This is a genomic window from Blastomonas ursincola, from assembly GCF_013607875.1.
GTDB lineage: Bacteria > Pseudomonadota > Alphaproteobacteria > Sphingomonadales > Sphingomonadaceae > Blastomonas > Blastomonas ursincola.
Genome location: NZ_VDES01000001.1, coordinates 451,625 through 474,511, shown reverse-complemented (window position 1 = coordinate 474,511; position 22,887 = coordinate 451,625). Strand labels below are relative to the sequence as shown.

The following is a 22,887-nucleotide window of genomic DNA, read 5'->3' as shown; positions in this document are numbered from 1 at the left end:
ACAGGTTCGCGTAAAACTGGCCCTATAAACCCCCCTCGCGCTTTACATCCAGCGGAACCGGCAGTTAGCTGACGCCAAGGTCTGGGGAGACCGACGGGTGTCATTTCGCTGCGTGTCGGCCCCTGAGCGCCTTAGTTTTGCGCATTGCACATAACCGCACAGGGGTTGCATCACATGAGAATTTCTTCACGCCTGTTTGCCGGGGTCGCTCCGGTCGTTCTGGGGATGGCACTGACCGCTGCCCCCGCATTTGCCCAAGAACAGGATGCCCAGGACCAGGAAGCGGCTTCGGATGAAGTCGACGCTTCCGCCATCGTCGTCACCGGTTCGCGCATCGAACGTCCCAATGTGGACTCGCCCTCGCCGATTACCTCGATCACCATTGCTGATCTTGCGGCGGGCGGCCAGGTGACCCTGGGCGACGCGCTCAATGATCTCCCGGCACTGCGTTCGACCTTTTCCCAGTCGAACTCGACCCGCTTCATCGGCACCGCCGGTCTGAACCTGCTCGACCTTCGCGGCCTGGGCACCAACCGTACGCTGGTAGTGGTCAACGGGCGCCGTCACATCACGTCGCAGCCGGGCACGCCGACCAGCGTCGACGTCAACACCATTCCGACCGATCTGGTCGAACGCGTCGATATCGGTACGGGCGGCAACGCTGCCGTTTACGGTGCTGACGCAGTGGCCGGTGTGGTCAACTTCATCATGAAGCGCGACTTCGAAGGTTTCCGCCTCCGCGCCCAGGGTGGCATCTCGAGCGAGAGCGACCGTGGTTCCTATTTCGTTTCGGCGACTGCGGGTGAAAACTTTGCCGAGGGCCGCGGTAACGTTGCGGTGAACGTCGAATACGGTTTCGCCAACGATGTCTATTACACCGACCGCGACTCCGTCTATGGCGCATTCACGGGCCGTAGCCAGTTCCAGCTGACCGAGAACACCATCGGCGAACCGGCAGCCGGCAACGGCATTCCGGACAACACCTTCCTGCGCGGTATCCGCAACAACAACATTTCGGAAGGCGGTCTGTATACTTCGACCTGCCCTACTCCTGCTTCAGCTGCCAATGCCGCCCGCCGTGCACTGAACTGCAACGGCCTGCTCAGCAATACCGGCCAGCCGCTCGGTTTCACCTTTGTGTTCCTGCCCGATGGCACGCTGGCGCGCAACGAAGTCGCACGGGACTTCCGCACCGTTGGATCGGCCAACGCACAGGGTGGTCTGGGTTCGACGCTGCGCCTGACCGGCCAGCTCAATCCGGAGATTGAGCGCATCGCGGTCAACACGCTGGCCAGCTATGAGTTCAGCGAAGCGTTCCGGGCGTTCCTCGAAGCGAAATATGTCCGCATCAATGCGATCCAGGAAGGTCAGCCGACCTTCTTCAACAACACCTTCAGCATCAACAACGCCTTCCTGACGACCCAGGCGCGCAACACGCTTGTCCAGTCGCTGGCGCCGGGTGCAACGACCTTCACCGCCCAGCGCTTCAACGTCGACTTTGGCGGCCGCGGCGAAGACCACCAGCGCGAAACCTTCCGCATCGTCGGTGGTTTCGAGGGCACGTTCAACGACGACTGGAAGTATGAAGTCGCCCTGAACTACGGTCGCTTCGAATCGTTCTACCGTACCGAGGGCAACGTGCATGTCGCGCGGTACAACAACGCGATCAATGCGGTGCGCAATGCCGCAGGCCAGATCGTCTGCGGCATCAACGCTGATGCTACGGCAGCCAATGACGATCCGTCGTGCGTGCCCGTCAACCTGTTCGGAAACGGACAGCCGACCCAGGCGGCTCTCAACTATTTCGTCGTCGATTCGACGCGCGTACAGAGCGCCGAGCAGATCAACGCCACGGCCTATGTCGCAGGCGACCTCTCGCAGCTGTTCGAACTGCCCGGTGGTCCGGTCAGCTTTGCGATCGGTGGCGAGTATCGTGATGAAACCGCCTTCTCGGCATTTGATGCGCTGACCCGCTCGGGCGCGACGTTCCTGAACGCCATCCCTGTGTTCGATCCGCCGCGGCTCAAGAGCTACGAAGCGTTCGGCGAAATCCGTATCCCGATCCTTTCGGAAGTGCCGTTCTTCCACGAACTGTCGCTTGAGGGCGCAGGCCGTATCGCCGATTACAATATCGGCAACTCGGGGACCGTCTACACCTACAATGTAGGCGGCGTCTGGGCCCCGGTCCGGGATCTGCGTTTCCGCGCCAGCTATGCACGCTCGGTGCGTATTCCCACCCAGAACGACCTGTTCGCAGCACCGAGCCAGACCTTCCTGAACGGCCTGGTCGACCCTTGCGGTCAGAACAACATCAACAATAACCCCAACCGCGTCCGCAACTGCGCTGCAGCCGGCGTCCCGGTGACGGAAGTTGTCAATGGCGTCACCATTCCGTTCACGAACATCCCGGCGTCGGGTATTCGCGGTCTGAATGGTTCCAACCCGAACCTGTCGGAAGAGCGTTCGGACAGCATCACCATCGGCGTGGTTGCGCAGCCGCGTTTCATCCCGGGGCTGACGGTGTCGGTCGACTACTATGACATCACCATCGACAACGTGATCTTCTCGCTCGCGCCGCAGACAATCATCAATCAGTGCTATGACGCCCCGGGCGGCATCAACAACCCGTTCTGCGCAGCGGTCTTCCGTCGTCCCGACGGCACGTTCCGCGGCCAGCAGAATCGGAATGTCGGCGGCGGCACCGTCAACTACGACGTTGGTCCCAACGATGCGTCATTCCTCTCGGGGCCGTTCAACTTCGCAAAGCAGATTGCCGAGGGCGTTGATGCCGATATCAGCTACACGGCAGTCGATGGAGACATTCGCCTGAACCTCCGCGCGGTCGTGACCTATGTCATCCGCCGCGATAACTTCACCGACATCAATCGTCCTGAATTTATCGACCAGCAGCTGCTGGAGCTGGGCGATCCGCGTTGGGCAGCGAACTTCAATGTCGACATGGACTTCGGCAAGTTCGATATCGGCTATCGCATGCAGTTCATCGACAAGATGGCAATCACCGCCCAGATCGAAGCCGTTCGCTCGGTTCAGGGTCGTCCGCCGGAAAATCCGGATGCCTTCCCCCGCGACTTCTATCCGCGCGTGGTGTACCACAATATCCGCGCCGGTCTGGACGTGGATGATAGGTTCCGTATCTACGGCGGCATCGACAACATCACCGATCGCCAGCCGCCTCTGGGCCTGGATGGCACCGGCGCCGGTTCGGGCATCTACAACAATATCGGCCGCTTCTTCTATGTCGGAGCGGAAGCCAAGTTCTGATGGCTTTTGGCCTGCGCGATTGCCCGCATGGGCGATCGCGCAGACCGGAACGAAAAAGGCCGCGCCTCTCGGGAGGCGCGGCCTTTTTCGTTCCGGATGATGTCGGTCAGGTCACTCCACCCGCTTGGCGCGCACAGCGCGCTTCTTGCCGACGCGCAGGAAATAGCCGCCCATCACGCCGGCCTTGATCTCGACCTGATCGCCGACTTCGGGATTGTAGGTCATCGCCTCGGTGGTCTGCCAGACCGCCCCTTCGGGTATGCCGATGTTCCAGCGGCCGCCTTGCGCCTTGCCCAGGCTCTTGATGGTGGTGACGAGGGTCTTGTCTTCCTCGCTGTCATTGTCATTGCCGCCAAAGATCGAAAGATCGGGAAGGCGGAAACCGAACAGCGAGCGCTTGGTCTTCTGGACCTCCTTTTCCTCGACCACCACGATCTGCTTGGAATCGACGGCCGCCGAGAGCCTGGCCGAGGCACTGTCGAAACAGGCAAGGCGCTGGCTGTTGTCCGCGATGCCGCGACAGGCGTTGAGCGCTTCGAACAGTTCCGGGCTGGGGGGAGGGGGCGACTTCTTGCGATCCTGCGAGGCTGCGGGCGTGGCCAAAAGGCTGGCAACCATGATCGTGCCGGTGATGAACTTGCTTCCCTGCCTCATTTCCTGCTCTTTCGACTGTTGATCGGGCCGCAACGCATAAACCACCCGGCGCCCATGTGGGAAACGGTTTTGGCAGCGGGGCGGAATCTGCCACCGATGTCAGGGCGCGGCGCTATGGCAATGCGATGCGGCAGCGGCATGAAGGACGTGTGACTTTTATGCTACATTCGGCGGAAAAGCGTTGAATTTCCGCCATCCAAGGTTGCGCAGCTTTCGTGCTTTGCCCTACACCAGCGCAATGGTGGGCCATAGAGACCCTCCAGAACTGGGTTTAGCCATGCCTGCGCGGCGGGGCGATCAAGGGGAAATACCACATGAAGACGCAATTTAAGCTGAGCTTGCTTGGCACCAGCCTCCTCGTCGGTGCAGCATCGCTCGCAACGCCTGCCTTCGCGCAGGATCAGGAGCAGGATCAGGCTGCTTCGGGCGATTCGACCATCGTCGTGACCGGCTCGCTCATCTCGAACCCGAACATCGAGCGCGCTGCGCCGGTGAACGTGACTTCGGCCGACGAAATCGACCTGCTGCAGTCGAACGTCGCTGAAGAAATCCTTCGCGAAATCCCGGGTATCGTCCCCTCGATCGGTTCTGCCGTGAACAACGGCAACGGCGGTAACTCGTTCGTCAACCTGCGCGGTCTGGGGTCGAACCGCAACGTGGTCCTTCTGGACGGCACGCGCGTTGTTCCCGCTGAACTCCAGGGTCGTTTCGACCTTAACAACATTCCGCTGGCGCTGATCGAGCGCGTCGAAGTGCTGACCGGTGGTTCGTCGACCACCTATGGTGCCGACGCTATCTCGGGTGTCATCAACTTCATCACGCGTCAGGATTTCGCTGGTCTCGAAGCGACCGCTGCGTCGCAGATCACCGAGCAGGGCGATGGTCACACCGTCCGCTTCGACGTGACGACCGGTGCCAATTTCGATGATGGCCGCGGTAACGTTGTGCTGAGCGTTGGCTATCAGACCGCCGACCCCGTGTATCAGGGCGATCGTCAGATTGGCCGCAACACGATCGGTTCGGTCAGCGGTGCTGGCGCTGGTTCGGGTACTTCGGTCCCTTCGCGTCTGACCGTGACCGGGCTCGGTACGCTGCAGATCGATCCCACGGGCAACACCCTGGTTCCGACCTATGCGCCGTTCAACTTCTCGCCTGACAACATTTTCCAGACTCCGTTCGAGCGCTTCAACATCTTCGGTGCGGCCAAGTACGAAGTGTCGGATGGTATTGAAGTCTATACCCGCGGTCTGTTCTCGAAGAACACGGTCGACACCATCATCGCACCCTCGGGCGCGTTCGGTATCGGCGTGACCATCCCGCTGAGCAACCCGTTCCTGCCGGCTGGTATCCGCAACCAGTTCTGTAACAACTTCGACTTCAATGCTGCAGTTGATGGTATCCAGTCGCTGACCGCTGCGCAGTGCGCTGCTGCTGCAACCGCTGTCAATCCGACTGACCCCAACTATCGCACCGTGACCACCGCGCTGTTCCGCCGCGCTGTGGAAGCAGGTCCGCGTATCTCGAACTATCAGAACACCGTGTTCGATTATAAGCTGGGCATTCGCGGCGGTATTACCGACACGATCGATTTCGACGTGTTCGGCAGCTACGGCCAGTCGGACCAGGTCCAGACCATCAAGGGTTACACGCTCAACTCGCGTGTGCGTGACTCGCTGCTGGCGACCAACACTGCCACCTGTTTGAGCGGCAACGCTGCTTGCGTTCCTGCCAACTTCTTCAGTCCGCAGGTCGGTGGTCTCACCCCCGCCATGGTCGCTTACCTGGTCGGTGAATCGACCGTGCAGACCAAGACCACGCTGGCTCAGGCACGTGCGACGATCAGCGGTGACTTCGGTGTTGCCAGCCCCTGGGCGACCGACCCGATTTCGTTCGCCGTCGGTGGCGAATATCGCAAGTATACCGCGCAGATCTCGTCGGATACCCTGGCGCAGTCGGGTGATCTCGGCGGTGCCGGTGGCGCGCAGCCGAACGTCGATGGCGGCTTCGACGTTTATGAAGCGATCGGTGAAATCATCGTTCCGATCGTGCAGGGCAAGTCGTTCTTCGAAGACCTCACGCTGGAAGCCGGTATCCGTTATTCGGATTATGGCATCGATGCCGTTGGCGCATCGGGCTACAGCACCACGACCTGGAAGGTCGGCGGCAGCTGGACTCCGGTGACCGGTGCAAAGGTGTGCGGTTTCTATGCTCGTGCAGTTCGTGCTCCGAACATCGCTGAACTGTTCTCGCCGCAGAATACCGGCCTGACCAGCCTGACGCGCGATCCCTGCGCTTCGATCAACGACAATGGCGTCCGCATCAATGCTGGTCCGACCGGTGCAGTGCGGGACGCGTGTCTTGCTCAGGGCGCGACGCTCGCCAACATCAACTCGATCAACCTGCCGATCGCAGGCCAGGCGAACGCCACCACCGGTGGTAACCTGGCGCTGAACCCGGAAACGTCGAACAGCTATACTGTCGGCCTGGTGCTCGAGCCCGCGTTCATCCCCGGCTTCACGATGACGGTTGACTATTTCAACATCAAGGTCACCGGCGCCATCACGACGCCGTCGCCCGATGACGCACTCGACGCCTGCTTCAATGCGCCGAGCGCAACGAACCCGGCTTGTACTGTCATCCGTCGTGATCCGATCACCGGTGGTTTGAACGGTGACCCGGCCACCACGCCTGGTCTGTTCACGGCGCTGTCGAACCTTGGCCGCCTGGCAACCGACGGTGTCGACCTGACCATGAACTATCGTCGTGACATCGGATTTGCCGATCTGTCGCTGGCGTTCGTCGGTACCTGGACCAACAAGCGCACCTTCCAGTCGACCCCCACGGATATCGTCCGTGACTGCGTCGGCACCTACAGCGTGAACTGCGATCAGGGCATTCAGCCCGAGTTCCAGTGGACCGTCCGTACCACCCTCGGCTTCGAAGGTGTCGACGTCTCGCTGCTGTGGCGCTACCTGGATGGCTCGACGTTCGAAAACTTCAATCCTGCTCGGGAATGCGGCAACCAGCCGCGTCCTGCCGGTGCAACTCCTTCGCCGAACCTGTTCTGCGGTGCGGCGCCTATCGGTTTCACCAGCCAGGAAGATTTCAACACCATTCCGGCCTACAACTATTTCGACATCACGACCCGCTTCGATCTGCTCGAAAACCTGACGGTGACGCTCACCGTTCAGAACATTTTCGACAAGAAGCCTCCGATCGTGGGTTCGGATGCTGGTCCGGTTGCGTTCAACTCGGGTAACACCTTCCCGTCGACCTACGACGCACTTGGCCGTCGTTTCGGCGTGCAGGCCCGCCTGCGCTTCTGATCCCATCCGGGTTCAGTACCATACAAATGGGGGTAGGTCGCAAGACCTGCCCCTTTTTGCTTGTGGGTCTCGCCAGGGCAGGCTTTGGCCCGGAAGCAGGCTAATGCAAATTGGTTGCAATAGCGTCTGAGCGTTGATACAGGCTCCCCCAGAAAAGGGGTGAGCGATGAAATTTTCTCGAGTGATTCCGGCGTTGTTGGCGACCATGACATCGGTTCCGGCGCTGGCGCAGGACAATGCTGCGGCTGCCGATGCCACCACTGAGGCGCCGCGGGACGAATCCGAGATCGTCGTGACCGCTGCGCGCACGGTTCTGCCGCCCAGCGCCTTGCCTTTGACAATCGATATCATCGACAAGCAGGCGCTCGATCAGCAGATCATCTTGTCCGGGTCAGTGACCGATGCGGTCGCAACGCTGACACCCTCGTTCTCGCCGACGCGCGGAAAGCTCTCGGGGGCGGGGGAAACTCTGCGCGGGCGTTCGCCGCTCTATGCGATCAACGGCATTCCCCAGTCGACGCCGCTGCGCGACGGTAGCCGCGACGGCTTCACCATCGACGGCTTCTTCATCGAGCAGGTCGAGCTGATCTACGGCTCCAACGCGCTGCAGGGCATCGGCGGCACCGGCGGCATCGTCAATCAGGTCACCGTCGGCGCGCCGAAACAGGAAGGGCTTTCGGGCCGCGTGCTGTTGCAGGGCACGGCGGACAATGATTTCCGCTCGGATGGCTTCGGTGGCAAGGCCGCCGGCCTGGTCCAGTACAAGGCCGACCGCTTCGATGCGACGGTGGGCGCAGCCTATGAGCGGCGCGGCGTGTTCTATGATGCGCGCGGCCGCAATGTGGGCATAAACCTGACCCAGGGCGAAACCCAGACGTCCGACGCCATTTCGCTTTTCGGTCGCTTCGGTTACGCCCTGTCGTCCACCGCGCGGCTCGACCTTATGGCCAGCCGTTACGAGCTCAAGGGCGATGGAGACTATGTCGCCGTCGCAGGCAACCGCCTGACCGGTCTGCCGACCAGCGCGGTCAAGGGCACGCCGCCGGGCAAGCCTGCGGCCAACCGCACCGAGAGCCTTGCGCTGTCGCTGACCGACACTGATCTCGGCGGCGGCAATTTCGTCAGCCAGATCTTCTTCAACCGCACCCGCGACACCTTTGGTGGCGAGCTCGGCCCGATCGCGACCTTCCAGGATGTGCGCATCGCGCCCATCGGTACATTGTTCGACCAGTCGCAGAACCGTTCGCGCAAGCTGGGGGGCAAGATCGGTTATGAACGCGCGATCCCCGGTTTCGAGGATCTGACCGCGATCGTCGGTTTTGACGCCTTGTTCGACAAGACCGAGCAGCGGCTGATCGCCACCGACCGCATCTGGGTGCCGCCCACCGACTTCCGCAGCCTCGCACCCTTTGCCCAGGCGAACCTCAAACTGTTCGATGGCCTGGTCCGGCTTGCGGGCGGCGCGCGCTGGGAAAATGTCGAGATCAAGATCGACGACTATACCACCATCGCCACCACCACGACCCCGCGTGGCGGAGTGCTGGTCAACGGCGGCAGCCCCAAGTTCGACGATGTGCTGTTCAACGGCGGCGTCATTATCGAACCGGCGCAGGGCATCCGGCTCTATGCCAGCTATGCGGAGGGCTTTACCGTGCCCGATGTCGGCCGCATCACCCGCGCCATCGGCACGCCTGGCGTTGATCTCGACAACTTCCTCGACATCAGCCCGATCATCTCGAACAACCGCGAGATCGGGGCCGAGGTGAAGCGCGGCCCGATCGATGCGAGCGTCACCTATTTCTGGTCGTCGAGCACGCGCGGCCAGTTGCTCGTGGCGCGGCCAGACGGCATTTTCGATGTCCAGCGCCAGCGGATCGAGATCGAGGGCCTCGAGCTGAACCTCGGCGTGCAGCTGCCGATCGACGGGCTTCGCGTATCGGCAGGCTATGCGCATATCCTGGGCCGCACCGATACCAATGGCGACGACCGGGTCGATACCGATCTCGATGGCACCAACATCTCGCCCGATCGCCTCAACCTCGCTGCCAGTTTCGACCGGGGCAGGGTATCGGCGCGGGTGCAGACCCAGGTCTATTTCTCGCGCACCTTCAACGGCCTGGTGCGTGACCCACGCAACGACTTTGGCGGCTATACGCTGACCGACGCCTATCTGGGCTATGATGTCGGCCCGGGGCGCATCATCCTCAGCGCGCAGAACATCTTCAACCGCCAGTATATCGACTATAACAGCGATGTACGGCTGCCGACGGACAATCTGTCCTTCTTTGCCGGGCGCGGGCGGACGATGACGCTCGCCTGGGACATGCGCTTCTGATGAAGACGCTCGATCTGCTGCACCGCTGGACGGGCGGGCTGGTCGGCCTGGTGCTGCTGGTGCTGGGGCTCAGCGGGACGATCCTGATCCACCGCGATGCATGGGTCATGCTGCCGCATGCCAGCGACGAGCAGGTCCAGGATACGCCCGCGATCATCGCGGCGACCGAGCAGATGATGGCCGATCCGGCGGCGCGGCCGAGCGCGATCAGCTTCGCCACCGACGGTTTCGGGCTCAACCGGCTGTCTTTCGGTAGAGAGGCGGGGGCCTATGCCGACCAGGCGGGCAACATCGTCACGCACTGGGACGATGCATGGGAGCGGCCCGAGCTCTTCCTGTTCGATCTGCACCATCATCTGCTCGCGGGCGAAACTGGCGAGATCGTCGCTGCGTCTGCCGGGCTTTGCGGGCTGTTCTTCGTGATCAGCGGTGCGATCCTCTGGTGGCGCACGCGCTCCACCTTCCGCTTCCGGCTTCTCCCGGCGCGCCTGTCGCGGCCTGCGATCCTGTGGCACCATCGCGATCTCGGCATCGTGTTTGCGCCGCTGCTCGCGCTTGTGATATTTACCGGCACCACGATGGTCTTTCGTCCTGTGACCGCTTTGGTGCTGGGGCCATCGGCACCCGCGACGATCGAGCGGTCGTTCAAGGGTCCGGAGGCGAAGCTCGGCGCGCTCGCCGAAAAACCCGATTGGGCGCGGATGATCCGGACGGCGCGCGAGCGTTTCCCCGATGCGGAAATCCGCATTCTCAGCCTGCCGAAAGAGGCGGGCAAGCCGATCACCTTGCGCATGAAACAGCCCGAGGAATGGTTGCCCAATGGCCGCACGACCCTCTGGTTCGCGCCCGACACGGGACGCCTGATCGAAGCGCGCGATGCCTTGAAGCTGCCGGGGGCTGCGCAGGCGTTCAACACCTTCTACCCGCTGCATGCGGCCAAGGTGGGCGGGCTGGCCTATAGGCTGGTCATGACGCTGGTCGGGCTGGCGCTGAGCCTGCTGGGATCGCTCGCGGTGTGGAGCTTCTGGTTCCGCCGCAATCGTACCGCGCGGCGCGTCGCCACGGGGCAGACGGTTCCCGCCGAATAAGGCTTACAGGTCGAACAGCCCTTCCTGCGATCCTTCGGGCGGGTTGAGGCCCAGATGCTTCCACCCGCGCGCATTGAGGCAACGGCCGCGTGCGGTGCGCGCGATCAGGCCGAGCTGGATCAGATAGGGCTCGATCACATCCTCGATCGTGTCGCGCGGTTCGGACAGCCCTGCCGCCAACGTCTCCACCCCCACCGGGCCACCGCGATAGATGTCCGCGATCATCATGAGGTACCGCCGGTCCATCGCGTCCAGTCCCAGGCTGTCGACCTCCAGCCGGGTGAGCGCGGCATCCGCCGCAGCGGCGTTGACCGTCGCATGCCCTGCGACATTAGCGAAATCGCGCACGCGGCGCAGCAGCCGCCCCGCCACGCGCGGGGTGCCGCGCGCGCGCCGGGCGATCTCGGTCGCGCCGTCCCTGGCGATCGACAGGCCCAGCAACCGGGCCGCACGGCTGACCACCAGTTCGAGCTCTTCGACCGTGTAGAAGTTGAGCCGCACCGGAATGCCGAAGCGATCACGCAACGGCGTGGTCAGCAGCCCCTGGCGCGTGGTCGCGCCGATCAGGGTGAAGGCGGGCAGGTCGATGCGCACGCTGCGCGCGCTCGGACCTTCGCCGATGATGAGATCGAGCGCGCGGTCTTCCATCGCGGGGTAGAGCACCTCCTCGACCACCGGATTGAGCCGGTGGATCTCGTCGATGAACAGCACATCGCCTTCCTCGAGATTGGTGAGCAAGGCGGCCAGATCGCCCGACTTGGCGATGACCGGGCCGGATGTTGCGCGAAAGCCGACGCCCATTTCGCGCGCGATGATCTGCGCCAGCGTGGTCTTGCCCAGCCCCGGCGGGCCGAACAGCAGCACATGATCGAGCGCCTCCGACCGGCTCCGCGCCGCCTCGATGAACACGCCCAGATTGTCGCGCGCCGCCGCCTGGCCGATGAACTCGCCCAGGGTCTTCGGACGCAGCGCCGCATCCTGGTCTTCAGGGATGCGGTCGGGAGTGAGGAGGCGGTCTGTGGTCACTTGATAGCCTTGATAAATTCATCGTGCGACAATTCGGCCTGGCGGATGATGCCTGCCAGCGTGCCGGTCTTCACTTCCTTGTGGAGCGGTACGACGGTCCCTTGGCTTCCACGTCTCATGACGACGTGGCTGCCCCGCTGCCTTATGGGCTCAAACCCGAGCCGCTCCAGAGCCTTGACGATATCCTGACCGGACAGAACCGGCAGCTTAGGCATGTTCCTGCACGGCGAAGGTCGTGATCAGAGGTGCGCCTGTCAGCTTCATCGGAAACTCTTCCAAATAGATTTCCACCGCCTCGCGCAGATTGGCAATGGCTTCATCCAGAGTATCTCCCTGGCTGGTGGTACCCGTTTCCGGATTGAAGGCAACAAAGCCACCTTCTTCGGCATGTGTCAGAACGGCGGTCACCTGCATGGCTTGGTCCTTGTTAAGCTGCGCGCATCCTAGCGCGCCGCCTTCTTCAGCGCCAGCCGTACCAGCGCGTCCAGGCTCGCTCCTTCGCCCAGCTCGCCCTCTGCCTCGGCCACCGCGCGGGCGGCTTCAGCGGGTTTGAAACCCAGGTTTTGCAGCGCGGAGACCGCGTCGGCGGCGTGGCTGCCGACCGGGACGGGGGCGCCCATGCCGCCGGGGCCGAGCGCGATCACGCCCATCTTGTCCTTCAGCTCGTTGCAGATGCGCACCGCCAGCTTGGGGCCGACGCCCTGCGCGCGCGCGATCATCGCCTTGTCACCCTGCGCCACCGCGCGTGCCAGTTCCTCGGGGTTCAGCGCGGAGAGGATGGCGAGCGCCACCTTCGATCCCACGCCCTGCACGCTCGTGAGCAGGCGGAAACCATCGCGCTCGCTGGCCGAGGCAAAGCCGATCAGCCGCATGTCGGTCTCGCTCACCTGCATCTCGGTGTGCAACACCACCTTGTCGCCACGCGCGCCGAGGTTGGAGAGCGTGCGCGACGAGGCGAACACCAGATAGCCGACGCCGCCCACGTCGATTACCGCGTGGTCATGCGCGGTGCTGTCCAACAGTCCGGTAAGCTTGGCGATCATCTCAGCAGAACCGCATTCCAGTTTCCGTCATGCTGAACTCGTTTCAGCATCCATCGCGCCCCGGCAGCCAAAGCCGTGTGGGGCGAAATGGACCCTGAAACAAGTTCAGGGTGACGGCAAGGGGGATGGCCGACAGTTATGGCAGAGTATCAGCGGGGATGCCCCGCCAGATGCGCATGGGTGATTGCGACCGCAAGCGCATCGGCAGCGTCCGGCCCTGCAATCTGCACGCCGGGAAGCAGCCGCTGCACCATAGCGTCGATCTGCACCTTCTCGGCCGCGCCGGTGCCGACGATCGCCTTCTTGATCAGCCGCGGCGCATATTCGCCGACGCCCAGGCCCGCGCGCGCGAGGCTCAGCAACAGGCCCCCGCGCGCCTGGACAAGCTTGAGCGTCGTCTGCGGGTTCTTGTTAACGTATATTTCCTCGATCGCCGCCGCATCGGGCCGGTAATCGGTGACGATCGCGGCGACCGCGGTATCGAGCTCGAGCAGCCGCGAGGGCAGGGGGGCCTTGGCGTTGGTCCTGATCTGTCCGTTCGCGATATGGCTGAGGCGATTGCCCTGATATCGGATGACCCCCCATCCGGTGGTGCCGAGCCCGGGATCGATGCCGAGGATGATGGTCATGGGGCTCACCGAAATCCCGTTTGTCCCGAGCGAAGTCGAGGGACGTGTGCGCTACGTCCCTCGACTTCGCTCGGGACAAACGGAACAGGGGTCGCTTCTGAACTACCCCAGCTTCTCCATCACCGCGTCCGACACTTCGTAATTGCCCCAGACGGTCTGGACGTCGTCGTCATCGTCGAGCGCGTCGATCAGCTTGAACAGCGACTGGGCATCAGCTTCCGCGACATCGACCTTGACTTGCGGACGCCAGGCCAGCTTGACGCTCTCGGCTTCGCCCAGGGTCTTTTCCAGCGCGCCGGCGACGGCGTGCAGGTCTTCCATGCTGGTCCAGATGTCGTGGCCGTCTTCGGTCGATTCGATGTCCTCTGCACCGGCTTCCATCGCGGCTTCGAGCACCTTTTCCTCGTCGCCAGCGCTCGCTGGATAGGTGATCAGGCCCATGCGGTCGAAGCCGTGGCTCACCGCGCCCGATGCGCCCAGGTTGCCGCCGTTCTTGCTGAAGGCGGTGCGGACGTTGGTCGCGGTGCGGTTGCGGTTATCGGTCAGCGCCTCGACGATCAGCGCGATGCCACCGGGGCCATAGCCCTCGTAGCGGATTTCCTCGTAATCCTCGCCACCCGCGGCAGACGCCTTGTCGATCGCGCGCTGGATATTGTCCTTGGGCATCGACTGGGCCTTGGCGGCGTTGACCGCCAGACGCAGGCGCGGGTTCATGTCCGGATCGGGCAGGCCCATCTTGGCCGCGACGGTGATTTCGCGGCTGAGCTTGGAGAACATGGCCGAGCGCTTCTTGTCCTGCGCGCCCTTGCGATGCATGATGTTCTTGAATTTACTATGGCCTGCCATGGCGGGTTTCTGCCTGTCTCTTCGGGTGGAAACTGTGTCTGGTGCGCGCCCTTACACCAGCGGGGGCGATCAAAGCAACCGCTGCCACCAGCCAACATCGCGCCAGCCGCCCAGCTTCCACCCGACCTCGCGATAGGTGCCGACGGGGACCATGCCCATCGCCTCGTGCAGTGCGATGCTGGCCGGGTTGGGCAGGGCGATTCCGGCGAACACGGCGTGGATCGATCGCGCGCGCAGCCGATCGAACAATGCGGTATAGAGCGCGCGGCCCACGCCTTGCCCCCGGGCATGATCGGCGATGTAGATCGCGATATCGGCCGAGGTCGCATAAGCGGCGCGGGTGCGGTGCGGGCTGGCATAGGCATAGCCCAGAATGGCGTCGCCCCGTTCGGCCACCAGCCAGGCGTGCGACTGGCCGTAATCGGCAATCCGCCGCGCCATTTCGGTGGCATCGGGCGCTTCAGTCTCGAAGCTCACCCAGCTGTTTTCAACATAAGGTGCGTAGATGGCGGCGAGCGCGGCTCCGTCGTCGGGGTGACCGTCGCGGATCTCGAACGCCGCCATCGCGCGATCAGCCGAGGCCCAGGGCGGCCTTGTAGGTGTCCAGGATCGCTTCCATTTCCTGGCGATCGTGCGGCTCCATCTTCCGCAGGCGGACGATCTGGCGCATGATCTTGGCGTCATAGCCCTGCGACTTGGCCTCGTTATAGGTATCGCGGATGTCGTCTGCGACGCCCTTGCGCTCTTCCTCAAGGCGCTCGATGCGTTCGATGAAAAGGCGCAGCTGGTCGTCGGCGGAGATGGTTTCGCTCATCGCAAAGGTCTTTCAGCAAGGGTTGGGAGCACCGGGCGAATCCCGGCGCGGAATCAATCGGAGCGCCCCCTTAATGGGAGGGCGCGTTCTTCGCCACGCTTTCCTTCATCCGGGCGAGTTGCTCCTCGGTTGCCTCGCCCTGATAGCGCGATTTCCAGGTGGCAAAGTCCATGCCGTAGATCAGCGCACGCGCGGCATCGCGGTCGGGCGCACCGCCGGCTTCCATCACCCAGTCGGCCAGGCAGTTGCGGCAGAAACCGGCGAGCCCCATCAGGTCGATATTCGCCGCATCGTGGCGATGGCGCAGATGCGCAACAAGGCGCCGGAACGCAGCGGCAGCAACGTCATCGGGGATATCGACTTCCACAGGCGGGGTGGGGACGGCATCGGTCATGGCATTTTTTCCAGTTCGGTTTTGCGATTGGCGGCGCTCTGCCCTAAGCAGGAGCCGAGTGCGCCGCGAAGACGTGCAAACGTTCGCGGCTTCGACCAGTTCAAGGGAAGATTATGAGCAAGACTATCGCCAAGCGCAGCCGCAAGGTCAAGATTCTGGCGACGCTGGGCCCTGCCAGCAACAGCCCCGAAATGATCGAAAAGCTGTTCCGCGCCGGGGCCGATGCCTTTCGCGTCAACATGAGCCATGGCGAGCATGCGACGCATGCCGCGACGATCAATGCGATCCGCCAGATCGAGACGAAGCTGCAGCGTCCGATCACGATCCTGTGCGATCTGCAGGGCCCCAAGCTGCGCGTCGGCACGTTCGAGGGCGGCAAGGCCTTTCTCAAGCACGGCCAGCATTTCACGCTCGATTCGAACCCTGAGCCCGGCGACGACCAGCGCGCCTATCTGCCGCACAAGGAGATTTTTGCCGCACTCGACAAGGGCCAGCGGTTGCTGATCGACGATGGCAAGATGGTGCTGCGCGTGCTGCGCCCCGGCGAGACAGAAATCCTCTGCTCGGTCGAGGTCGGCGGCTTCATTTCTGATCGCAAGGGCCTGAACGTTCCCGACAGCCTGGTGCCGATGGCCGCGCTGACCGATAAGGACCGGCGCGACCTCGCCTTTGCGCTCGACATGGGCGCGGACTGGATCGCGCTCAGCTTCGTGCAGCGGCCCGATGACGTGGCCGAGGCGCGCAGCCTGATCGGCGGACGCGCGGCGCTGATCGCGAAGATCGAGAAACCTGCTGCGCTGGCCTCGCTCGAAGCGATCATCGAACTGTCCGATGCGGTGATGGTCGCACGCGGCGATCTGGGCGTCGAAATGGCCCCCGAAGAGGTGCCGGTGATGCAGAAGCGCATCGTCGAGACCGCGCGCCGATCGGGCAAGCCGGTGGTCGTCGCGACGCAGATGCTCGAATCGATGATCACCAGCCCGTCGCCGACCCGCGCCGAGGTGTCGGACGTCGCCAATGCGGTCTATGACGGCGCCGATGCGGTGATGCTGTCGGCGGAGACCGCAGCGGGCGAATGGCCAGAGCTCGCGGTCGGCATGATGGACCGGATCGCGACCCAGGTCGAAAGCGACCCCGGTTATGCCGCGCGCGTGCACTTCATCGAGACCTTGCCCGATGCGACCACGGCGGATGCGCTCTCAGCCGCGTGCAGCGAGATTGCCAATACGGTGCGGGTGAGCGCGATCGTGTGCTTCACCCTGTCCGGATCGACCGCACGGCGCGTGGCGCGTGAGCGTCCCTCGGTGCCGGTGATGGTGCTGACTCCCTCGCGCGAGACCGCGCGGCGCGTGGGCCTGCTCTGGGGTGCCTATCCGGTGGTGACGCGCGATATCGGCAGTTTCGAGGAGATGATCGGCAAGGGCAAGCGCATGGCGCTGCGCCATCATTTTGGTGAAGCGGGTGGCCGGATCATTGCGCTGGCAGGCGTTCCGTTCGGCACGCCGGGATCGACCAACGTGCTGCACATCGTCACGCTGACCGGCGAGGAGCTAAAGGGCTACAAGGGCTGAGCGTCTATTGCGGCTGATAGGCCAGCGGATGGCCGAGCAGGGTGCGGTCGCGCGTCAGCAGCCGCGCGCCGCTCTGCTGCGCCTGGACCAGCAGCAGCTCGTCAAACGGGTCCTTGTGCGTGATCGGCACGAGCAGCGGCGTGGCTGCGGTCTGGGCGTCGAGCGACATGGCTTCGAGACCCATCCGATTCAGCGCGCCAAGCACTGGCGTCGGATCGCCTGGCCCCTTGCGCGCGCCGGACACATGAAAGCTGTTCCACTTCAGCCGCAATTCCCAGATGGCCACTGCGGAAACAAGAATCTCGTTTTCGACCGCCGTCAGCGCTGTAAGTTCGTGGCCGGTCAGGGCAGGGCGCTCGACTGCAAGCCAATAGGCGATATGCGTGTCGAGCAGCAGCCTCAATCTTCAAGACCCAGGACGTCGCGACTGAACGTAGGATCGTCGAAATTCTCGGGAAGTCTGATCGCGCTGGAGTCCCAGCCTATTTCGGCCAGATAAGCGTCAGCCGCAGCAAAGTTCAGTGGCCGCTTGGCCATTGCAGATGTCAGCTCGACTACCGCGCGGCCATGGCGCGTAATGACGACCCGCTCGCCTCGCATGGCAGCGGCAATGGCTTCGGAAAATCGGGCCTTGGCTTCGCGGATCGACAATTCCATAGACCGCCAATACCATAATCCGTGACCCTTAAGTAGTCACATTCTCCAGCACGCCGCGCGCAATCAGTTCTGCCTCGAGCGTGGCATGGTCGCGAAAGACATGGCCCTGCAGGCCGCACGAAACGGCGCTTTCGATATTGTCCGCGCGGTCGTCGATGAACAGCGCGCGCGATGGATCGATGTCAAAGCGGTCGATGGCGAGGCGGTAGATCGCGGGATCGGGCTTTACCAGCTTCTCCGCCCCCGACACGACAATGTCGCGAAACAGGTCGAATACCGGCGCGGTGGGGCGGAACATGTCCCAGAACTCGACGCCGAAGTTGGTGATGCCGTAAATCGGATAGCCGAGCAGCGCGAGCTTTTCTGCAAGGTCCAGCATGCCCGGCACCGGTCCCGGGATCGTTTCCAGCCAGCGCGGGACATAATGGCCGATAAGCTCGGCATGGTCGGGGTGCTCGGCAACCAGTTCGGCGACCATCTCGTCGAGCAATCGGCCCGCATCGTGCTGCGAATGCCAATCGATGGTCAGGACATTGGCAAGAAAATGGTCGAGCGCAGCCGGATCGTCGATCAGCTTTGCGTAAAGCGTGCGGATATCCCATTGATAGAGGACATTGCCGACATCGAAGATAATGGCATCAACCGGCTGCATATCGCCCCCTCAGGCACGCAAGCAAAAGGCCCCGGACCATGCCGGAGCCCTTACTCCATTCCAAACCTTGTCCGGCGCGCCAGATGACGGCGCGTCGGGCCGATCAGCCCTGGCGGGCCTTGAAGCGACGGTTGGTCTTGTTGATCACATAGGTGCGGCCGCGACGACGGATCACGCGGTTGTCGCGATGACGATCCTTGAGCGACTTCAGCGAATTGCGAATCTTCATGACGTGGGCCCTTGATTGAAATCGGATTGGGGTCATGGCGTCCGTGGCCAAGCGCAGCTGCGCAATAGCCGGGCCGGAACATCCATGCCGGAAAGCGGCGCGGATACGTGGAGGGGCGCACAGAGTCAAGCATCGGCGCGGCGGCCCATGGCAATTTTTTGGCCGCTTCATTGGCCATTCATGGCGAAACGGGTTAGGCATGCCTCGGGCAGGCTCGCAAGGCCGGGACCGGGAAAGGGCGCAAATATCATGGCTTTTCTTCGCAGATCTAACATGGCGGTGCTGTGCGTTGCATTCGCCATGGCCGCAGGGTTGGGCGGCTGCGTTTCGCCAGCCGGGCCGGTCGAGGCCGTCCGCTTCGTTTCGCCCGATCGCGCCAGCGAACTTGGACGCGGCCCGATTCGTGTGGTCGCTGGCGAGGGGGTGGACAGCAATGCGCTCGAATATCGCAGCTATGCCGCCGCCGTGGAGCGCGAACTCGAGCGGATCGGCTATCAGGTGTTGGCGGTTGGCGCGCGCGATGGTGCCGACATCCAGACCGCAACCGTGCGGGTCGAGCGTGCCGTGCTCTCCCCCGTCGGCGATGACCGCGGTCCGGTCACGGTGGGCGTGGGCGGCGGCACCGGCGGCTTCGGCTCGGGTGTCGGAGTCGGCATAGGCATCAACCTGGGCGGGCGCCCGAAAGGCGAGGTGGTGACCGAGATGTTCGTCAATATCCGCGCGGGCGACGGCACGATCCTGTGGGAAGGCCGCGCCAGCGTCGAAGCGCGCGAAGGCTCGCCGATGGCCGAGACGCAGCTCAATGCGTCGAAACTGGCCCAGGGGTTGTTTACCGGCTTTCCCGGTGAGTCCGGAGCGACTATCAGCGTGCCATGACTCAGGCACTCATCCCCAGCATCACCGCCGCTTTCGATTCCGGAAACATCGTCAACCATGGTCTGACGCAGCTGCCCGATGGCAGCTGGCGCGCCGAACTTGCGATTCGCAAGGACAAGGATTCGGATTTCTTTCAATGGTTTCACTTCCGCGTTGCGGCGCAGCCGGGGACCGATCTGGAACTCGTCATCACGGGGCTCAGAGAATCGGCCTATCCTGATGGCTGGCCCGGCTACCGCGCCTGTGTCAGCGAGGACCGCGACTATTGGGGCCGGGCGGAGACCAGCTATGACGCGGCCGTCGGCGCGCTCACGATCCGCCACCAGATGGGAACGGGCGTTGCCTGGTTCGCCTATTTCGCGCCCTATTCGATGGAACGGCACCACGATCTGGTCGCCGAAATGGCGAGCCGCCCCGGCGTGCAGCATCGCGAGCTGGGCCTCAGCCTCGACGGCCAGCCGATCGATTGCCTCGACATGGGCGAGGGGCCGGTGCAGGTCTGGCTCTATGCGCGCCAGCATCCTGGCGAATCCATGGCCGAATGGTGGATGGAAGGCGCGCTGGAAAAGCTGACCGATCCCGCCGACCCGCATGCGCGGCTGCTGCGCCAGAAATGCACGCTGCATGTCGTGCCGAACATGAACCCAGACGGGTCGCTGCGCGGCCATCTGCGCACCAATGCGGCGGGCGTCAACCTCAACCGCGAATGGCACGAGCCGAGCCCCGAGCGCAGCCCCGAAGTGCTGTGCGTGCGCAATGCCATGGACGCGACCGGCGTGCACTGGGCGATGGACGTGCATGGCGACGAGGCAATCCCGCACGTGTTCATTGCCGGGTTCGAGGGCATCCCGTCCTGGAGCGACGAGCAGGGCGCGCGATATAATCGTTATCGTGATCTGCTGGCCGCGCGCACGCCCGATTTCCAGACTGCCAAGGGCTATCCCAAGGCGGGCGCTGGCCGCGCGAACCTCTCTATGTCGACCAACCAGCTGGCCGAGCGGTTTGGTCCTTCGCATGGCTGCGTGTCGATGACGCTGGAGATGCCGTTCAAGGACAATGACGACCTGCCATGCCCCGATCAGGCCTGGAGCCCCGAACGCTCCAAGCTGCTGGCGCATGACTGCCTGGCAGTGCTGGCGGAGATGATTGCGGGCTGATCGCTGCGCCGTTCATCGCGATGCAAGGGTAACCGGTGCATGTTCCGTGGCGCCACGGAAAGGATTCGCCATGCCCGCTCCCCGCAGCCTGATCGCCGCCGGTCTCATTGCCACCGGCGCTGCGCTGTTCGCGTTCCAGTCGCTCGCCCTTGCCGATGATGCGCCCGCCAAGCCATCGCGCGTACCGCCGGCCGAGGTGGTCGGCCAGCCGGTGAGTTGCATCAATATTGCGCAGATTCGCGGCAGCCAGGTGCGCGACAACCAGACGATCGATTTCATGATGGCGGGCGGCAAGGTCTATCGCAACGAACTGCCGCAGCAGTGCGGAAATCTGGGCTTCGACCGGTCCTTTACCTATTCGACCTCGCTAACCCAGCTGTGCAATGTCGATATCATCACCGTGTTGCAGAATGTCGGCGGCGGCCTCCAGCGCGGAGCCAGTTGCGGCCTCGGCCAGTTCACGCCCGTCAAGCTGATCAAGCAGCCGAAGCGCAGATAAGCGCAGCTCAGCTGAGCGCTATAATCGCGAAACAGGTGGCCAGGCCAACGCCGATCGTCAGCGGAATGCCCGCCTTGAAGAAGTCGGTGAAGCGGTAATTGCCTGCCGCATAGACCAGGGTGTTGGTCTGATAGCCGATGGGCGTTGCAAAGCTGGCGGACGCGGCGAACATGACAGCGATGACCAGCGGGCGCGGGTCGATGCCGAGATCGGTGCCCAGCTTGATCACGATCGGCGTCACCAGGATCGCCACCGCATTGTTGGTGATGATCTCGGTCAGCAACACCGAAACCACATAGACCGCAAACACCACGGCCCAGACCGGCGCCTCGACGAGGAAGGGCGCGAGCGCGTTCACCACCATCTTGACGCTGCCTGCCTCTTCCAGCGCCAGCCCGACGGCGAGCATGCCGAAGATCAGCACCAGCACATTGCCATCGATCGAGCTCCACGCCTCTTCGGCATCGATGCAGCGCGCGATCAGGATGAAGCCGACCGCGAGGATCGCGGCGACCTCGATCGCCAGCACGTTGAGCGCCGACAGGATCACCACTGCTGCCAGCGCGCCGATGGCGAGCGGGGCCTTGTCGCGGCGAAAAGCGCGCGCGCTGGTATTGGTGATGCCGAACAGGTTGGGGTTTTCGTACATCCGCGCGATGTCGGCCTTGGATCCGGTGACCACCAGCTTGTCGGCCGCGTGGATCTTGGCATTGGGCAGGTCCGATCGCGGGAGGTTGCGATAGCGCGTGAGGCCTAGGATGCGGACATTGAGCAGCGACAGGAAGGGAATGTCGTAGAGCCGGTTGCCGATGCTCGGATGGCTGGGTGCGACCATCGCCTCGACCACCACCTCGCCCATCGGACCGACATCGCCCTTGCGCACGATGCCGACCTTGAAGTCCTGGCTCTTGCGCAGCGACATCAGCTCGGGAAGGTCGGTGCGGATCACGACCACGTCGTCAGGCTGCAGAATCTCGCTTGCCAGATTGTGACGGATATAGCGCCCGTCGCGCTTGATCGCGGTGACCTGGATCTTGGCGCGCTTGGCGATCGGCGTCTCGCCCAGGGTCTTGCCGCGCAACGTCGAGGCGTTGCGGATCGTGAGCTCGGTAACGAACACCTCGTCGCTGCCGGTACTGCCCGCTGGCGCGGCCTCGTCCTTGGGCAGCAGCCAGCTGCTGAATGCGGCCAGCATGATCATGCCGGCAACGCCCGCGATCAGGCCATAAGGCGTGATCTCGAAAATCCCGAAAGCGGGCTGGCCGTTGGCCCTGGCGACCGAATCGACGATCAGGTTGGTCGAAGTGCCGATCAGTGTGGTGGTGCCGCCGAGGATACAGATGAAGCTGAGCGGGATGAGCAGCTTCTTGGCCGAATAACCGGTCGCCTGGGCCAGCCGCAGGATGATCGGGATCATCACCACCACCACCGGCGTGTTGTTCATGAAGGCAGAGGCCACATAGACGCCCAGGAACATCTCCGCGACCGCCAGCCGCGGGTGCCGCGAGGCGCGATTGATGATCGCGCCGGCGATCGCATCGATGGTGCCGGTTCGCAGCAGCGCGCCCGAGAGGATGAACATCGCCCCGATGGTGATCGGCGCGCTGTTCGAGAAGACCGAAAACAGCTGCTTGGAATCGATGATGCCGAGGAACAGGAAGGCGCAGGCCCCCAGGATCGCGACCACCGCCGCCGGAAAGCGTTCCAGGATGAACCCGACGAACATCAGGCCCAGAATGGCCAGGCCGATCGGTGCCTGCCAAGTCTCGATAAACAGCCTGATGTCGTCCAAGGCTGTCTGCCCCCCGT

Annotated in this window: 23 protein-coding genes; 8 read left to right on the top strand and 15 right to left on the bottom strand. The window is 63.4% G+C overall.

Annotated features, from left to right (window positions below; genetic code table 11):
• The first annotated feature begins 174 nt into the window (after window positions 1-174).
• Window positions 175-3,282: a TonB-dependent receptor domain-containing protein gene (locus FG486_RS02260; RefSeq protein ID WP_181266278.1), complete on the top strand. Its 3,108-nt coding sequence runs from the start codon at window positions 175-177 to the stop codon at window positions 3,280-3,282.
• Window positions 3,283-3,393: 111 nt separating this feature from the next.
• On the opposite strand, the gene FG486_RS02255 is transcribed toward FG486_RS02260, so the two are convergent.
• Window positions 3,394-3,936, bottom strand: coding sequence for a hypothetical protein (locus FG486_RS02255; protein WP_181266277.1), 543 nt, complete (start codon window positions 3,934-3,936; stop codon window positions 3,394-3,396).
• Between the two features lie 314 nt (window positions 3,937-4,250).
• Between FG486_RS02255 and FG486_RS02250 the strand changes: the two genes are divergently transcribed.
• From FG486_RS02250 to FG486_RS02240, 3 genes are all read left to right on the top strand, one after another.
• Window positions 4,251-7,262, top strand: a complete 3,012-nt coding sequence (locus FG486_RS02250; protein WP_181266276.1) for a TonB-dependent receptor domain-containing protein — start codon at window positions 4,251-4,253, stop codon at window positions 7,260-7,262.
• Between the two features lie 166 nt (window positions 7,263-7,428).
• A complete protein-coding gene (locus FG486_RS02245; RefSeq protein WP_241695560.1) occupies window positions 7,429-9,597 on the top strand; it encodes a TonB-dependent receptor in 2,169 nt (722 codons plus the stop codon).
• Window positions 9,597-10,685, top strand: a complete 1,089-nt coding sequence (locus FG486_RS02240) for a PepSY-associated TM helix domain-containing protein (RefSeq protein ID WP_181266275.1) — start codon at window positions 9,597-9,599, stop codon at window positions 10,683-10,685. The genes FG486_RS02245 and FG486_RS02240 overlap by 1 nt, the downstream gene beginning before the upstream one ends.
• Window positions 10,686-10,688: 3 nt before the next feature.
• Here the strand turns inward: FG486_RS02240 and ruvB are convergent, their stop codons facing one another.
• The 9 genes from ruvB to FG486_RS02195 form a co-directional block, all read right to left on the bottom strand.
• Entirely contained in the window at window positions 10,689-11,711 is a 1,023-nt protein-coding gene (ruvB, locus tag FG486_RS02235) for a Holliday junction branch migration DNA helicase RuvB (protein WP_181266274.1), read from the bottom strand.
• Window positions 11,708-11,926: a type II toxin-antitoxin system HicA family toxin gene (locus tag FG486_RS02230; RefSeq protein WP_181266273.1), complete on the bottom strand. Its 219-nt coding sequence runs from the start codon at window positions 11,924-11,926 to the stop codon at window positions 11,708-11,710. The genes ruvB and FG486_RS02230 overlap by 4 nt, the downstream gene beginning before the upstream one ends.
• Window positions 11,919-12,125 (bottom strand): type II toxin-antitoxin system HicB family antitoxin, encoded by a 207-nt coding sequence (locus FG486_RS02225; RefSeq protein WP_181266272.1) that lies wholly within the window; start codon window positions 12,123-12,125, stop codon window positions 11,919-11,921. The genes FG486_RS02230 and FG486_RS02225 overlap by 8 nt, the downstream gene beginning before the upstream one ends.
• A gap of 29 nt (window positions 12,126-12,154) precedes the next feature.
• Complete coding sequence (gene ruvA / locus FG486_RS02220) at window positions 12,155-12,754, bottom strand: Holliday junction branch migration protein RuvA (RefSeq protein WP_066274335.1); 600 nt, start codon at window positions 12,752-12,754, stop codon at window positions 12,155-12,157.
• A 149-nt stretch (window positions 12,755-12,903) separates the two neighbouring features.
• Window positions 12,904-13,383, bottom strand: a complete 480-nt coding sequence (gene ruvC / locus FG486_RS02215; RefSeq protein ID WP_181266271.1) for a crossover junction endodeoxyribonuclease RuvC — start codon at window positions 13,381-13,383, stop codon at window positions 12,904-12,906.
• Between the two features lie 102 nt (window positions 13,384-13,485).
• Window positions 13,486-14,229 (bottom strand): YebC/PmpR family DNA-binding transcriptional regulator, encoded by a 744-nt coding sequence (locus FG486_RS02210; RefSeq protein ID WP_060977054.1) that lies wholly within the window; start codon window positions 14,227-14,229, stop codon window positions 13,486-13,488.
• A gap of 69 nt (window positions 14,230-14,298) precedes the next feature.
• Window positions 14,299-14,793 carry an arsinothricin resistance N-acetyltransferase ArsN1 family B gene (locus FG486_RS02205; protein WP_181266270.1) on the bottom strand — a complete coding sequence of 165 codons (495 nt, stop codon included), beginning with the start codon at window positions 14,791-14,793 and terminating at the stop codon, window positions 14,299-14,301.
• 7 nt (window positions 14,794-14,800) lie between these two features.
• Window positions 14,801-15,043, bottom strand: a complete 243-nt coding sequence (locus FG486_RS02200) for a DUF2312 domain-containing protein (protein WP_060977056.1) — start codon at window positions 15,041-15,043, stop codon at window positions 14,801-14,803.
• Between the two features lie 70 nt (window positions 15,044-15,113).
• Window positions 15,114-15,437 carry a DUF1244 domain-containing protein gene (locus FG486_RS02195; protein ID WP_181266269.1) on the bottom strand — a complete coding sequence of 108 codons (324 nt, stop codon included), beginning with the start codon at window positions 15,435-15,437 and terminating at the stop codon, window positions 15,114-15,116.
• Between the two features lie 113 nt (window positions 15,438-15,550).
• Here FG486_RS02195 and pyk point away from each other — a divergent pair, with 113 nt between their 5' ends.
• The gene (gene pyk / locus FG486_RS02190) at window positions 15,551-17,008 is read left to right on the top strand and encodes a pyruvate kinase (protein ID WP_181266268.1); all 1,458 of its coding nucleotides are present in this window, start codon (window positions 15,551-15,553) and stop codon (window positions 17,006-17,008) included.
• Window positions 17,009-17,012: 4 nt separating this feature from the next.
• On the opposite strand, the gene FG486_RS02185 is transcribed toward pyk, so the two are convergent.
• From FG486_RS02185 to ykgO, 4 genes are all read right to left on the bottom strand, one after another.
• Complete coding sequence (locus FG486_RS02185; protein WP_181266267.1) at window positions 17,013-17,411, bottom strand: type II toxin-antitoxin system VapC family toxin; 399 nt, start codon at window positions 17,409-17,411, stop codon at window positions 17,013-17,015.
• Entirely contained in the window at window positions 17,408-17,665 is a 258-nt protein-coding gene (locus FG486_RS02180; protein ID WP_181266266.1) for a type II toxin-antitoxin system Phd/YefM family antitoxin, read from the bottom strand. Before FG486_RS02180 ends, FG486_RS02185 begins: the two co-directional genes overlap by 4 nt.
• A 28-nt stretch (window positions 17,666-17,693) precedes the next feature.
• Window positions 17,694-18,317 (bottom strand): HAD family hydrolase, encoded by a 624-nt coding sequence (locus FG486_RS02175; protein ID WP_181266265.1) that lies wholly within the window; start codon window positions 18,315-18,317, stop codon window positions 17,694-17,696.
• Window positions 18,318-18,420: 103 nt separating this feature from the next.
• Entirely contained in the window at window positions 18,421-18,546 is a 126-nt protein-coding gene (gene ykgO, locus FG486_RS02170) for a type B 50S ribosomal protein L36 (protein ID WP_003046794.1), read from the bottom strand.
• Window positions 18,547-18,795: 249 nt separating this feature from the next.
• On the opposite strand from ykgO, the gene FG486_RS02165 reads away from it, so the two are divergent.
• From FG486_RS02165 to FG486_RS02155, 3 genes are all read left to right on the top strand, one after another.
• Window positions 18,796-19,422, top strand: a complete 627-nt coding sequence (locus tag FG486_RS02165) for a DUF4136 domain-containing protein (RefSeq protein ID WP_181266264.1) — start codon at window positions 18,796-18,798, stop codon at window positions 19,420-19,422.
• Window positions 19,419-20,579: a M14 family metallopeptidase gene (locus tag FG486_RS02160; RefSeq protein ID WP_181266263.1), complete on the top strand. Its 1,161-nt coding sequence runs from the start codon at window positions 19,419-19,421 to the stop codon at window positions 20,577-20,579. Before FG486_RS02165 ends, FG486_RS02160 begins: the two co-directional genes overlap by 4 nt.
• A 70-nt stretch (window positions 20,580-20,649) precedes the next feature.
• A complete protein-coding gene (locus FG486_RS02155) occupies window positions 20,650-21,078 on the top strand; it encodes a hypothetical protein (protein ID WP_181266262.1) in 429 nt (142 codons plus the stop codon).
• A gap of 7 nt (window positions 21,079-21,085) precedes the next feature.
• Here the strand turns inward: FG486_RS02155 and FG486_RS02150 are convergent, their stop codons facing one another.
• On the bottom strand, window positions 21,086-22,870 hold the full coding sequence (locus FG486_RS02150; protein WP_181266261.1) for an SLC13 family permease: 1,785 nt from the start codon (window positions 22,868-22,870) through the stop codon (window positions 21,086-21,088).
• Window positions 22,871-22,887 lie beyond the last annotated feature (17 nt).